Source organism: Thauera linaloolentis 47Lol = DSM 12138, from assembly GCF_000310205.1.
Classification (GTDB): Bacteria; Pseudomonadota; Gammaproteobacteria; order Burkholderiales; family Rhodocyclaceae; genus Thauera; species Thauera linaloolentis.
On the sequence record NZ_AMXE01000007.1, the window covers coordinates 54758 to 69052 of the forward strand.

Consider the following 14295-nt stretch of genomic DNA (forward strand, 5'->3'; position numbering starts at 1 on the left):
TGCTGGAATCCGCGCGCAAATCCGACTTGTGGAAGGTAAGCCCAACCACTACCGATCGGAGTCTTGCCCATGAAGCCGCACAAATGCCGGGAGCCCCGGTCCTTCCTCACCCGCCGCACGCTCGCCCGGCTGATCGCCGGCGCCGTGCTGGCCGGCGCCCAGGCCGCCCACGCGCAAAACCTGAATCTCGACCTGCCGGCACAATCGCTGGAAGGCGCACTTGCCAGCGTTGCCCGCCAGAGTGGCCTGCAACTGGCACTGGACCCCGCGCTCGCCGCCGGCCGCAACGTGCCGGCGCTCAACGGCCAATACACCACCGCGCAGGCCCTCGACCGCCTTCTCGCCGGCACTGGCCTGCAGGCCGTGCGGCGAGGGGAGACGCTGGTGATCCAGCCGGCGCCGAGAGGCCGGGATGTGCAGCTGGCGCCCGTCACGGTCACCGCGGGTACCGGCTACAGCGGCACCACCGAGGGCACCGGCAGCTACACCCAGAAAGGCCCCAGTCGCGCGGCGACCAGGCTGGCGCTGACGCCGAAGGAAACGCCGCAGTCCGTCAGTGTCGTCACGCGCCAGCGGCTGGATGATCAGCGGCTGGAAAAAATAGTCGATGTGCTGGAGGCAACCGTTGGTGTTTCGACTTTCCGGCAAAGTGTCGGGGCCGACCTGGACCAGCCCTATTCCCGAGGATTTTCCATTTCCAATTACCTCGTTGATGGTGTGTCCCGCTCAGGATCGACGAGAAGCACGCAAATGAATACGGCCGCATTTGACCGTGTCGAGATACTGCGCGGTGCCACCGGCCTGACCAGTGGCATGGGTTACCCCGGCGCATCCGTCAACATGGTTCGCAAGCGGCCGACCCGTGAGGCACAGACCAGCCTCAGCCTGGAGGCGGGCAGTTGGGATCGCCATGGCGTGGGCCTGGATATGGCTGGCCCACTGACCGATAGCGGTCATGTTCGAGGCCGCCTGGTGGTCGATTACAAGGATCAGAAAAGCTGGTTGGATCGTTATGAAACCCAGCGCAGCCTGATTTATGGCATCACCGAGATAGACCTGAGCAATGATACGTTGCTGACTCTGGGATTCAGCCATCAGAAAAACGACAATGATTCTCCCTTGAGGTCAGGTGTCACCCTGTACTACAGCGATGGCAGCAAGATTGGCTTGCCACGTTCCTATAACAATGCGCCAGACTGGTCTTACTCCGACATCGAGGAGTCGTATGCATTTGCCTCCCTTCGCCACAGCTTTTCCAATGGCTGGAAAGCCAATCTCGAATTCAATTATCTGAAGGACCGCCATGATGAAATTTCATACTGGCGCACCGGGAGTGTCGATCGTGCAACCGGGCTGGGGCAGACCATGGCCCCGGCACGCTGGTACGGCGATGGTCGGCAATACGACGTCGATGCATCTCTGAGTGGTGATTTTTCCCTGTTTGGCCGCAGCCATGAATTCGTTGCCGGGCTCTCTCTTTCTCAGCGAAAAAATCGCAGCGACAACTATGGTGGTTACGGGGGGTGGCTCTGGCCCTGGAACAGCAGTTACGACGGGACGATCAACAGCCCCATATGGGAGTGGGATGGAAGCCAGGCCAACTATCCGGAATTCACCAAGGTTAGCGATGGCAGGGGAAAGACAACGGAATATACCGCCTACTTCTCGTCGCGTTTCAACTTGACCGACCAGGCCAATCTGATCGTCGGCGCCAGGGTGATGGACTGGGAAGACGTGAGCGAAACGATTCCCTTGTCGGGCGCCAGGAGCAAAACCGTCAAAAAAGAGACGGGTGTCGTGGTGCCCTATGCCGGTGTTACCTATGACCTGAACGATACCTGGACACTTTACGGCAGCTACACACAGATATTCCAACCACAGAGTGCATCGGTAGTCGATATCAATAGAAAACCGCTGGACCCGGAAGAAGGCTCTGCGTATGAAGTCGGCGTCAAGGCCGGTTTCTTCGATCAGAAGCTGAACGCCAACTTGGCCTTGTTCAAGGTGGAACAGGAGAAGGTGGCGGAATTCGATGCCACGATCAATGCTTACAAGTTGCTGGAAGGCATCAATACCCAAGGCGCGGAAGTGGAACTGAGCGGCGAATTGGCCGATGGCTGGAACGTCTCCGCCGGTTACGCCTACAGCGTGAGCGAGGACAAGGAAGGCAAGCGTGTGATGGAACGCATTCCGCGCCATACGGTAAAAGCCTTCACGACCTACCGTCTGCCGGGTGAGCTCAATCGCTGGACCCTCGGCGGCGGTGCCATCTGGCAAAGCAGGTATGGTTGGGAAGGCGCCAAGGACAATGGATGGGACGATCAGAAAAGCTACGTTCTGGCAAATTTGATGGTGCGCTACGAGCTGTCCGGTTCGACGGAGATCACTGCCAATCTCAATAACGTCTTTGACAAGAAATACTATACGGCGCTTGCCGATATCGGCGTGTACGGCCCCCCGCGGAACTTCATGCTTTCCCTGAAGCACAAGTTCTGAGCTTCAAGTCCAATGCGGCGCGGGTGCCGCTTTTCATCCATCTTGCTTTCTGGCTATTCGTGCTGCCTTGCAGCATTCCCCTGCAAGGCTGTGCCCAACAGCCTGGCCGTGAGCACGGAGAAGGCCAGCCCAGCTGGCGCGAGGGTGGCAAGAACAGCGTGGTGAGGATTGGGCTGGCAGCCGGTAGGGGGACGCTGCGCCATTCTTCTGGAGGTCATTGTCTGAAGAGCAATAGATCGTAAGAAACGTGCCGTTCTTGCCGTCTCGAACGACATGTGCAGCGGGAACCGCCGGGCGTCACGATACAGACCCGACGGTTTGTTGTCTTCCGTTGCGCAGCCGTCAGTTCCCGATCACCCCTTCCAGTCTCCGCCGTCAGCACCGCGTCGATCCAGCCTTCCAGTATCGACCCGCGCCACCCAGTTTTCATGGACGAAGCCGCGCAGCAGCGCCTCGACCATCGGCGGGTGGGAGAAGAGCTGCTTGTACAGGCCGTCGTAGGGCGTGGCGGAGGGGACGGTGGACATGGGGATGGGCGCATGACGGCGATGTCATTAGAGCGGATGGTTATGCCATTGGGAATGATGCACGCAAATACCGGTACCCGGCGCGAGCGCCCGGGCCCGGTCATGGGCTTCCTGCGGTCGCCCAAAGTTCGGCGACCTACAGTCCGGTTGACGAGGCAGGGTGCCGCTTCTACAATGCGCCCTCTTTGCGGAAGGGCGGTTAGCTCAGCGGTAGAGCACTGCCTTCACACGGCAGGGGTCACTGGTTCGATCCCAGTACCGCCCACCAGGCACGCGTTGCCACCTTCCGCAAGACCGATCAAGCGAGTTTTCGCCGCATCGGGCGGTTAGCTCAGCGGTAGAGCACTGCCTTCACACGGCAGGGGTCACTGGTTCGATCCCAGTACCGCCCACCAGAATCCAAGCCCCAGCAGGGTATCCCGCTGGGGCTTTTCCGTTTTGAGGTTCTCCGGTACCGCATCGTCTGTGATGGCGCGGCGAGCGCGCCCATGCGTTAGGCCCGCCGCCGGGCGGGCCGAAAGACCGCCGGTCACGCCGGCGCGCTGCCGGCGTCCGCGCGCACTTCGTCGATGGTGCCGAGGAAGGCTTCGAGGATCGGCGACTGGTCGTCGCTGCGGTAGATGCAGCTCAGATCGACCTGGGCATGGTGGGGCAGGCCGGTGAGGGGCTTGTAGATCACGCCGGGCAGGGCCAGCGAGGTGGTCGATTCCGGTACCAGGCAGACGCCGAAGCCGCCGGCCGCCAGTGCCACGCCGGTGATGGCGTCGCTCACTTCCTGCGAGACGATGGGCTCGAAGCCCGCTTCGTGGCACAGCGTCATCACCTTGTCGATGAAGTTCGGGCGCGCGCCGGTGGGGAAGAGCACGAGCGGGTGATCGCGCAGTGCCGCGAAGGCCACCGATTCTTGCGCGGCCAGCGGGCTGGTGTGGCTCATCGCCAGCAGCAGCCTTTCGTTGGCCACCAGCCGGGTGGTGATGTCGGGCAGCGGCGCGAGCATGCGGTTGAAGCCGACCGTGATGCGGCGCTGGCGCAAAGCCTCGATCTGTTCGCCCTTGTTCATGGTGTGGAGGACGATCTTCACCTCCGGGTAGGAGCGGCGGAAGGCCAGCAGCAGCTTGGGGATCGCGTCGAGGATCGCAGTGCCGAAGATACCGACGTCCAGCCGCCCGAGCTTGCCTTGCCCCGCGCGCTGGGTGCGCTCGGTGGCCTGCTCGACGACGGCGCGGATGTTGCGCGCTTCGTCGAGGAAGAGCGCTCCGGCCTGGGTCAGCTCGACGCCGCGCGGCGTGCGGTTCAGCAGGCGGACGCCCAGTTCTTCTTCGAGCTGCTGGATCTGCCGGGTGAGCGGCGGTTGCGAGATGTGGAGCCGGGTGGCGGCGCGGCCGATGTTCTGTTCCTCGGCGACGGCGATGAAATATCTCAGGTGGCGCAGGTCCATGCGCTTTCTCCGGTATCGATCCGGGATGATCATACTTTAAAGGTATTAATGAGTCCATAAATCGGTATTGGACGGCATTTCGCCTGCTCTATAAGGTTCGTGCCATCCCGGTAGGTCGGATACGGATCCGGGATCCAGATAACGATAGGAGGAGGAAGGCATGGACAAGAGGGCACTCCCGCACGGCCGCAGCCGTTTTCGCATCAGATCCGTCTGTCGTGCCGTTGCCGGCGCGTTCGCGGGGCTTGCGGCCTCCGGCGCCGCGCTCGCGTTTCAGATCGATACCGGCAATCCGGACATCAGGATGAGCTGGGACAACACCGTCAAGTACAGCGCGAGCTGGCGCGTGAGCGGCATCGATCGCGGCGTGGCGGACGACTCCATCGGGCCGCAGGCGAACACCAATGATGGTGACCAGAATTTCGGCCGGGGGCTGGTCTCGAACCGGCTCGACCTGCTGTCCGAGCTCGATTTCCGCTACATGCGCAAGTACGGCTTCCGCATCAGCGGGGCGGCCTGGTACGACCAGGTCTACAACGAGTCGAACGACAATCCGGGCGCCCTCGGCGGCGCGCTGCTGAACCAGCGCTCGGCGCGCTACAACGAATTCACCCGCGCGACCAAGAAGCTGCACGGGCGCAAGGCGGAGTTCCTGGATGCCTTCGTCTATGGCAGCTTCGAGCCGGCTGGCATGAACCTCAACCTCAAGGCGGGGCGCTTCACCCAGCTTTACGGCGAGAGCCTGTTCTTCGGCTCGAACGGCATTGCGGGGGCGCAGACGCCGCTCGACCTGGCGCGCGCGCTGTCGGTGCCCAACTCGCAGTTCAAGGAGGTCGCGCGTCCGGTCGGGCAGGTGTCGGTGACGCTGCAGATCAATCCCGACGTGACGCTCGGCGCCTATTACCAGGCCGAGTGGCGCAAGTCGCGCCTGCCGGCGGCGGGCAGCTATTTCAGCTTCGCCGACTTCGTCGATGCCGGCGGCGAGCGCCTCATCCTCGGGCCGGGGCAGGAGGTGTTCCGGGGCAAGGACATCGAGGCGAAGGACTCCGGCCAGGGTGGGGTGCAGATCCGCTTCAAGGCCGGGGATTCCGAGTATGGTCTCTATGCCGCCCAGTTCCACGACAAGATGCCGCAGTTCTACGTGCGGCCGGGCGTCAACGTCCAGCCCGGCAGCATCGGCGACTACGTCATGGTCTATGCGGAAGACATCCGCACCGTGGGTGCCAGCTTCAGTACCCTGGTGGGCGAGACCAACGTCGCCGGCGAATTGTCCTTCCGCGACAACATGCCCCTGGTGGGCAGCGGCATCACCATGGTCCTGCCGGGCGACACCACCGCCGATGGCGGCGACGACGCGGCCTTCCCCAAGGGCCGGACGATGCACCTCAACCTGTCGGCCATCAGCGTGCTGGGCGGCAGCGCGCTGTGGGACGGCGCGACCTTCGTCGGCGAGTTCGCCTACAACCGGCGGCTGAAGGTCACCGACAACGCGCACCAGCTTGACCGCCTCGCCACGCGCAGCGCGAGCGCGATCCAGTTCGTGTTCACGCCCGAGTATTTCCAGGTGGCGCCCGGGCTCGACCTGCAGGTGCCGATCGGCCTCAGCTACGGCCTCAGCGGCCGCTCCTCGGTGAATGGCGTGCTGTTCCCGTCCGAAGGCGGCGGCAACGTCAGCATCGGCGTCAAGGCCGACTACCAGCGGACCTGGCAGGCGGGCCTGAACTACACGCGCTACTTCGGTTCGGGCGGCTCCGTGATCCGCTACGACACCGCGGTGCCCGAGCTTTCGTACGACAACTTCCACCGCGACCGGGATTTCGTCTCGCTGTCGATCCAGCGCACGTTCTGATCCCCCGGACACGACAATTTCAGGAGACGACAATGATGAAGCACAAGATTCTGCCGCTGGCCGCGATCGCCGCCACGCTGATGGCGCAGGCCGCCGGTGCGGCGGTCACGGCCGACGAGGCCGCCAGGCTGAAGAGCGCGCTGACCCCGCTGGGCGCCGAAAAGGCGGGCAACGCCGACGGCAGCATCCCGGCCTGGGACGGCGGCATCACCAAGCCGCTGCAAGGCCGCAAGGTGGGCGACATTCCGGGCGAGATCTTCTCCGGCGAGAAGTCTCTGCACCAGGTCACGGCCCAGAACATGGGGCAGTACGACGCCCTGCTGTCGGAAGGGACGAAGGCGCTGCTGCAGAAGTACCCCGACAGCTTCCGGCTGGACGTCTACCCCACCCACCGCACAGCGGCGGCGCCGCAGCGCGTCTATGACAACACTGCGCTGAACGCGACGCGCTGCAGCACCAGGGATGGCGGCTACTCGCTTGAAGGCTGCATCGGCGGCATTCCCTTCCCGATCCCGAAGGAAGGCGTCGAAGTGATGTGGAACTTCCTGCTGCGCGTCGAGGCGCCGTCGATCGAATACCGCTTCAAGAACATCGTCGGCAATGCCGACGGCTCGCACACCCTCGCCACGCGCAACGAGATCGCCTTCCAGTACCCGCCGTACTACGAGGACGCGACCATCGAGAAATGGTCCGGCGAGTACGCGATGTTCCGCTTCAACACCCTGGAGCCGCCGTTCAAGGCGGGCGAGTCGCTGGTGATCCGCGACGGCATCGACCAGAAGAACGCGCGCCAGGCCTGGCAGTACCTCGTCGGCCAGCGCCGCGTGCGTCGGGCGCCGACGGTGTCCTACGACACGCCCGATTTCGTCGCTTCCGGGGCGAACTACTTCGACGAGGTGCAGGGCTTCTTCGGCCAGCTCGACCGCTTCGAGTGGAAGCTGGTGGGCAAGCAGGAGATGCTGATCCCGTACAACAACAACGGGCTGGTCGGCGCCAGGCTGGAAGAGGCGCTGTCCAAGCACCATCTGAACCCCGACCAGGTACGCTGGGAGCGCCATCGCGTGTGGGTGGTGGAGGCGAACGTCGCCGCCGGCAAGCGCCACGCGGTGCCCAAGCGCCGCTACTACCTCGACGAAGACACCTGGCTGATCGCGCTGATCGACGGCTACGACGCCGAAGGCAAGCTGTGGCGCACGACCCAGGTCACGCCTTTCGTCGTGCCGAAGATCCCGGCCACGCTGATGAAGACCGCCACCGTCTTCAACCTGCAGGCGGGCACGATGAGCGTCATCCAGGCGCTCAATGACGAGGATTTCAAGGTCGTCGAGCGCAAGCCGGAGACCTACTTCACCGGCGACGCGGTGGCTGCCGACGCCGCACGCTGACCTGCACGGCGCGCGCTCGCCGGCCGCTGCCGCGGAATGCGCGCAGGGCCGGCCGGCGAGGCGCCGGCTTCTCCAGTTTCTCAGATTGCTCGCCGCCGCCGTCCGCCACCCGCGGACCGGGGCGCGGCGAGGACACGGGTTCCGAATCATGTCCATCAGGCTTCCAGGCCGGCGCGGCATTGCGCGCGCGGCCGTCGTTCTACCTGCCGTCCTGGCTGCGGCAACGGTCCTGGCCACGCAAACGCAGGCCGTGCCCGACCTTCTCGAGGCGCCGGCCAGCGCCGACGTCCGCGCCCAGCAGTCGCCGCAGTTGAACGTGGCGACGGCGGGCAGCCGCTTCGTCGGTGTCGGCGTGCGTGGCCTCGTGCTGCTGTCGGACGATGCCGGGCGCACCTGGCGCCAGGCCGGGGCGGTGCCGGTCAGCGTCGCGCTCACCGACGTCCACTTCGTCACCTCCACCGACGGCTGGGCCGTCGGCCATGGCGGCGTGGTGCTGCAGACCACTGACGGGGGCGAGACCTGGCAGCTTCGGCTGGACGGCCGCCAAGCCGCGCGCATCGTCTTCGAGGACGCGCAGGCCCGCGCGCAGGCCGGGGACGACGCGGCCGCCCGCGCGCTGCGCGACGCCCAGCGCCTCGTCGAAGAGGGGCCGGACAAGCCTTTTCTCGGCGTCCACTTCCTGGACGGGCAGCGCGGCTTCGCCGTCGGCGCGTACGGACTCGCGCTGGCGACCGACGATGGCGGGCGCAACTGGCATGCCTTGATGGGACGCATCCCCAACCCGCGCGGCAAGCACCTGTACACGGTCCGCGCCAGCGGCGCCGACGTGCTGATCGCGGGCGAGCAGGGGGCGCTGTTCAGGTCGCTCGATGGCGGGCAGCACTTCAGCGCGATCGAAACCCCCTACCCGGGAACCTGGTTCGGCGCGCTGGCGCTCGATCGCGACACGTTGCTGGCCTACGGCCTGCGCGGCAACGTCTGGCGCAGCGCGGACGGCGGCGCCAGCTGGCGGCAGATCGCGCTCGGGCAGGCGGTGACGCTGACCAGCGGCAGCGTGCTGGCGGACCGTTCCATCGTGCTCGCCGACGAAAGCGGGCGCCTGCTGCGCAGCGTCGATGGCGCACGCAGCTTCACGCCCGTGGCGGGCAGTTTCCCGACCGGCCTCACCGGCCTCGCCCAGGGCGGCGACGGGGCGCTCGTGCTGTCCGGCGCGCGCGGGCTGACCCGCGTCGAGCCGGCTCAACTTGTTGCGGAATCGAGATAATGGCTGTCGCACATTCCCTTCCGGCCGAGGCCGTGATCGCGGACATCGCGGAATTCGATTCGCGTTCGGGCTCGCTGCCCGAGCGCCTGCTCTTCAACAACCGCCTGGCCGTCGTCGCCGTCTGCCTGCTGGTGACCGTGGTGCTGGCCTGGCAGGCGTTCGGCCTGCGGCTCAACGCGGCGTTCGAGAAGATGATTCCGACGGGCCATCCCTACATCGTCAACTTCCTGGAAAACCGCAGCCAGCTCGCCGGCATGGGCAACAGCCTGAGGATCGCGGTCGAGACCACCGGAGGCGACATCTTCAGCGCGGCCTATCTCGACACGGTGCGCAAGCTCAACGACGAGCTGTTCCTGATGCCGGGGGTGGACCGCCCCTACATGAAGTCGCTGTGGGCGCCGGCGGTACGCTGGACGGGGGTCACGGAGGACGGCCTGGATGGCGGCCCGGTCATCCCGGACGACTACGACGGCTCGCCGGAAAGCCTGGAGCAGGTCCGCATCAACGTCGAGCGCTCCGGCGAGATCGGCCAGCTCGTCGCCGCCAACTATCGTTCGAGCATCATTCTCGTGCCGCTGCAGGATGTCGTCGCCGACACCGGCGAGCGCATCGACTACCACGCGCTGTCACAGCGCATCGAGCAGTTGCGCGGCAAGTACGAGTCGGACACGGTGAAGATCCACGTCACCGGCTTCGCCAAGGTCGTCGGCGACCTGATCGACGGCCTGCGCCAGGTGATGCTGTTCTTCGCCGGGGCGATCGTCATCTGCACCGTCGTGCTCTACTGGTACACCCGCTGCCTGCGCAGCACGTTGCTGGTGGTGGCGTGTTCGGTGGTCGCGGTGGTGTGGCTGCTGGGCCTGCTGCCGACGCTGGGCTACGAGCTGGACCCCTATTCGGTGCTGGTGCCTTTCCTGGTGTTCGCCATCGGCATGAGCCACGGCGCGCAGAAGATGAACGGCATCATGCAGGACATCGGCCGCGGCACCCACCGCCTGGTGGCGGCGCGCTACACCTTCCGCCGCCTGTTCCTGGCCGGGCTCACCGCCTTGCTGGCCGACGCGGTGGGGTTCGCGGTGCTGATGGTGATCGACATCCAGGTCATCCAGGACCTGGCGGTCACCGCCAGCATCGGCGTCGCGGTGCTGATCTTCACCAACCTCGTGCTGCTGCCGATCCTGCTGTCCTACACCGGCGTCAGCCCGGTCGCCGCCCAGCGCAGCCTGGCGGCCGAACTGACGGAAGCCGGCGACGGCGGCCACGGCAAGCATCCGTTCTGGGCCTTCCTCGACCTGTTCACCCGGCGCAAGTGGGCCACCATCGCCGTGGCCTACGGCCTGGCGATGGGCGCGTTCGGCCTGGCGGTCAGCTTCCAGCTCAAGATCGGCGACACCGACCCCGGCGCCCCCGAACTGCGCCCGGAGTCGCGCTACAACCGCGACAACGCCTTCATGACCGCGAACTACGCTGCGAGCAGCGACGTATACATCGTCATGGTGAGGACCCCGCAGTACGCCTGCGGCCAGTACGGCACGCTGATGGCGGTCGATGCGCTGGAGCGCGAGCTGCAGCAGTTGCCCGGCGTGGAAGCCACCAGCTCGCTCGCCGGCCTGGCCAAGGTCGCCAACGCCGGCATGAACGAGGGCAGCCTGAAGTGGTTCGAGATTCCGCGTTCGCAGGACATGCTCAACGCCATCATCACGCGCGCACCGCGCGAGATGTTCAACCAGAACTGCGACCTGCTGACGGTCTATGCCTACCTGAAGGACCACAAGGCCGACACCCTGGCCAGCGTGGTGGACGTGGTCGAGGGCTTCGCCGCGCGCCACGGCACGGACGAGCTGCGCTTCCTGAACGCGGCCGGCAACGCGGGCATCGAGGCGGCGACCAACATCGTCGTGCGCAAAGCCAACGTGCAGATGCTGTTCCTGGTCTATGCGGCGGTGATCGTGCTGGCCTTCATCACCTTCCGCTCGTGGCGGGCCGTGGTGTGCGCGGTGGTGCCGCTGATGATCACCTCGGTGCTGTGCGAGGCGCTGATGGTGTGGCTCAACATAGGCGTCAAGGTGGCGACGCTGCCGGTGATCGCCCTCGGCGTCGGCATCGGCGTCGACTACGCGCTGTACGTGATGACGGTGACGCTGGCCAGGCTGAAGGAAGGCATGAGCCTGTCCGAGGCCTATTACCGCGCGCTGATCTTCACCGGCAAGGTCGTCGTGCTGACCGGCATCACGCTCGGCCTCGCCGTGGCGACCTGGGCCTGGTCGCCGATCAAGTTCCAGGCCGACATGGGCATCCTGCTGGCCTTCATGTTCGTCTGGAACATGCTGGGGGCGCTGATCCTGCTGCCGGCGCTGGGGCACTTCCTGCTGCGGCCGAAGCAAGCGATCGCGGTCTGATCCGAAGGAGACGGGACATGTATCGACATCTGCTGGTGCCGCTCGACGGCTCCGAACTGGGCACGGGCCTCGTCACCCAGGCCGTCGCCTTCGCCGCGGCGCTGGGGGCGAAGATCACCTTCTTCACCATGCGCGAGGACTACGGCGCGAGCGGCGAGGGCGCGCTGGCGCGGACCTTGTCGCCGCAGGCCTTCGCCGAACTGGCCATGGGCGAGGCCAACGCGATCCTGGCCAAGGCCGTCGCCGCAGCCGGCGCCGCCGGGGTCGACTGCGACGGCGTGGCGCGCACCGGCGCGCGGCCCTACGAGCTGATCCTGGACGTGGCGGCCGAGCGCGGCTGCGACCTGATCTACATGGCCTCGCATGGCCGGCGCGGCGTGCGCGCGATGATCATCGGCTCGCAGACGCAGAAGGTGCTGGCTCATGCCACGCTGCCGGTGCTGGTGGCGACGGTCGAGGCCAACGTGCGCGGCACGCCGGCCGCGGCGGCGGTCGACATCATCAAGGACGAGCACCGCGCCATCGCCGCGATCTGTGCCGGGCTGCGGGAACAGGCGGCGCGCCTGCGTGCCGGCGCCGAGACCGACCACGAGCTGACCGGAGCGCTGCTCCACTACCTGCGCGCCTTTCCCGAACGGCTGCACCACCCCAAGGAAGAACAGCACCTGTTCGCCAGGCTGGGGCAGCGCAGCACCGAGGCCGGGCCGCTGATCGCCGATCTCGAGCGCGAGCACGCGGAGGGCGGCCGTCGCCTGGCCGCGCTCGAACAGGCGGTGGCCCGCCTGCGCGAGGCTGGCGGCGATGCCGAGGCGCGCACCCGCCTGGGCGACGACATCGACGATTTCGTCGCAGGGCAGTGGCGCCACCTGAACACCGAGGAAAAGCTGCTGCTGCCGCTCGCCGCCCGCCACCTGCGGGACGAGGACTGGGCCGAGATCGCCCGGGCCTTCCGCGAGAACGCCGAGCTCGGCAAGGCGGGCGCGCAGGACGAAGCCTTCCGGCGCCTGTTCTCGCGCCTGATGAACCTGCGCGCCGGACGTCCCGCGTATTGACATCGGATAGGGCGGTGGGGAGGCGGGCCGATCCGGGCCGGCCCGCGCCTTGCCGGCCTCTACACATCGGTGCGCCAGTCGCGTAACGTGGCGCCTCGTGTGGCCGGCCGAGGCCACTTGGAACAGACCGGCCAGCGCCGCGCGCCCGCCACGCGGGCGGCGAGGCGCGTCTCAGAGCCGGATGCGGAGCGAGGACATGGCAGAGCAACGACTCATCGAGCAGTTCAACCTGCGTTCGAGACTGCGGTTCAACATCGACCAGGGGCAGATCTGGCTCGACGAGAACCGGATGCTGCTCCTGCACGCGCGGGCGATGGGGGCGCTGCGCAAGGAGTTGTTCGATTCCCTCGGCACGCGGCGGGCGCAGGGCCTGCTGCTGCGCATGGGCTTCGTCTCCGGCCAGCAGGACGCCGACCTCGCCTCGACGCTGTACGGCAGCGGCGACAACTACGACGTCTTCCGCATCGGCCCCGAGCTGCATGCCTTCGAGGGCCTGGTCAGGGCGACGATCACGCGGGCCGACATCGACTGGGAGGTGGGCAGCTTCTTCGGCGAAGTCGAATGGGACAATTCGTGGGAGGCGGAATCCCACCTGCAGCAGTTCGGCAGCGGGCACGAGGCCGCGTGCTGGACCCTGGTGGGCTACGCTTCCGGCTACGTCACGGGTTTCTTCAAGCGCCTGATCGTGTTCCGCGAGACGCATTGCCTGTGCAAGGGCGACGGCAAGTGCGTCATCGTCGGCAAGCCGGCCGAAGCCTGGGGCGACGATCCCTACCTGGCGCATTTCAAGCCCGAGAACCTCGACTGGAAACTGCAGGAGATGGAGGCTGAGCTGGTCGAGCTGCGCGGCCAGCTGCGGGAGCGCAAGGAACTCGGGCATCTGGTCGGCCGTTCGCCGGGCTTCCGTGCCGCCTTCGACTTGCTCAGCAAGGCGGCCAACAGCCCGATCAGCGTGCTGCTGCTGGGCGAGACGGGCGTCGGCAAGGAAGTCTTCGCGCGCTGGCTGCACGAGAACAGCGACCGCCGCGAACAGCCTTTCGTCGCGGTGAACTGCGCCGCCATTCCGAACGACCTGATCGAGGCCGAGCTGTTCGGCGTCCAGAAAGGCGCATACACCGGCGCCCAGCAGTCCCGCGCGGGCCGCTTCGAGCGTGCCGACGGCGGCACCCTGTTCCTCGACGAACTGGGTGAGCTGTCGCTGGCCGCGCAGGTGAAGCTGCTGCGCGTCCTGCAGATGGGCGAGGTCGAACGCCTGGGAGACGAGAAGACGCGCAAGGTCAATGTCCGCGTCGTCGCCGCCACCAACGTCAATCTCCAGCAGGCGATCGCGCAAGGGCGCTTCCGTTCCGACCTGTACTACCGCCTCGCCACCTATCCGGTGACCATTCCGCCCCTGCGCGAGCGCAAGCCGGATATCCCGCTGCTGGTCGCGGCGATGCTCGACAAGTTCGCCCCGCAATACAACAAGACGCTCGAAGGCCTCACCGACCGCGCGATGCAGGCCTTGATGAGCTACCAATGGCCGGGGAACATCCGCGAGCTGGAAAACCTCGTCGAACGCGGCGTGCTGCTGGCGCCGGCTGGAGGACGGATCGAAGTGGACCATCTGTTCGCGGGCGGGGCGCCGGCCGTCGGCGCCGCTGCGGCGGTCGACCACGAAGGCGGCGTCTGCCGCGCGGTCGATGCCGCCCGCGACCGCCTGTGCGAAACGCTGCTGGACGAAGACGGCTTCGACCTCGATGCGCACGAGACGCGGCTGCTGAACCTGGCCGTGCAGCGCTCGCAGGGCAATCTCACCCATGCCGCGCGCCTGCTGGGCATCACCCGGCGGCAGCTTGCCTACCGCTTGAAGCAGGCCGGGGAGGGCGGTGCGGACTGAAGCTGG

General features: G+C 66.4%; 9 protein-coding genes and 2 tRNA genes. 9 read left to right on the forward strand and 2 right to left on the reverse strand.

Annotated features, from left to right (window positions below):
• Nucleotides 1-69: 69 nt before the first annotated feature.
• Nucleotides 70-2496, forward strand: coding sequence for a TonB-dependent siderophore receptor (locus tag C666_RS03820; RefSeq protein WP_004333981.1), 2427 nt, complete (start codon nt 70-72; stop codon nt 2494-2496).
• A 353-nt stretch (nt 2497-2849) separates the two neighbouring features.
• Here C666_RS03820 and C666_RS20310 read toward each other — a convergent pair whose 3' ends face one another.
• Nucleotides 2850-3023, reverse strand: a complete 174-nt coding sequence (locus tag C666_RS20310) for a hypothetical protein (protein WP_004333983.1) — start codon at nt 3021-3023, stop codon at nt 2850-2852.
• A gap of 193 nt (nt 3024-3216) precedes the next feature.
• Here C666_RS20310 and C666_RS03825 point away from each other — a divergent pair.
• Nucleotides 3217-3291 (forward strand) — tRNA-Val (locus C666_RS03825).
• Nucleotides 3292-3343: 52 nt separating this feature from the next.
• Nucleotides 3344-3418: transfer RNA gene (locus C666_RS03830), tRNA-Val, on the forward strand.
• A 134-nt stretch (nt 3419-3552) separates the two neighbouring features.
• On the opposite strand, the gene C666_RS03835 is transcribed toward C666_RS03830, so the two are convergent.
• Entirely contained in the window at nt 3553-4461 is a 909-nt protein-coding gene (locus tag C666_RS03835; protein WP_004333984.1) for a LysR family transcriptional regulator, read from the reverse strand.
• Between the two features lie 160 nt (nt 4462-4621).
• Here C666_RS03835 and C666_RS03840 point away from each other — a divergent pair, with 160 nt between their 5' ends.
• The 6 genes from C666_RS03840 (at nt 4622) to C666_RS03865 (ending at nt 14289) form a co-directional block, all read left to right on the forward strand.
• Nucleotides 4622-6310, forward strand: coding sequence for a DUF1302 domain-containing protein (locus tag C666_RS03840; RefSeq protein WP_004333986.1), 1689 nt, complete (start codon nt 4622-4624; stop codon nt 6308-6310).
• Nucleotides 6311-6342: 32 nt separating this feature from the next.
• Nucleotides 6343-7695: a DUF1329 domain-containing protein gene (locus C666_RS03845; RefSeq protein WP_004333989.1), complete on the forward strand. Its 1353-nt coding sequence runs from the start codon at nt 6343-6345 to the stop codon at nt 7693-7695.
• A 250-nt stretch (nt 7696-7945) separates the two neighbouring features.
• Nucleotides 7946-8959: a WD40/YVTN/BNR-like repeat-containing protein gene (locus C666_RS03850; RefSeq protein WP_245603933.1), complete on the forward strand. Its 1014-nt coding sequence runs from the start codon at nt 7946-7948 to the stop codon at nt 8957-8959.
• Nucleotides 8959-11358 (forward strand): efflux RND transporter permease subunit, encoded by a 2400-nt coding sequence (locus C666_RS03855; protein WP_004333994.1) that lies wholly within the window; start codon nt 8959-8961, stop codon nt 11356-11358. The genes C666_RS03850 and C666_RS03855 overlap by 1 nt, the downstream gene beginning before the upstream one ends.
• A gap of 17 nt (nt 11359-11375) precedes the next feature.
• Entirely contained in the window at nt 11376-12410 is a 1035-nt protein-coding gene (locus C666_RS03860) for a universal stress protein (RefSeq protein ID WP_004333996.1), read from the forward strand.
• 196 nt (nt 12411-12606) lie between these two features.
• Nucleotides 12607-14289 carry a sigma-54-dependent Fis family transcriptional regulator gene (locus tag C666_RS03865; protein ID WP_004333999.1) on the forward strand — a complete coding sequence of 561 codons (1683 nt, stop codon included), beginning with the start codon at nt 12607-12609 and terminating at the stop codon, nt 14287-14289.
• Nucleotides 14290-14295: the final 6 nt, after the last annotated feature.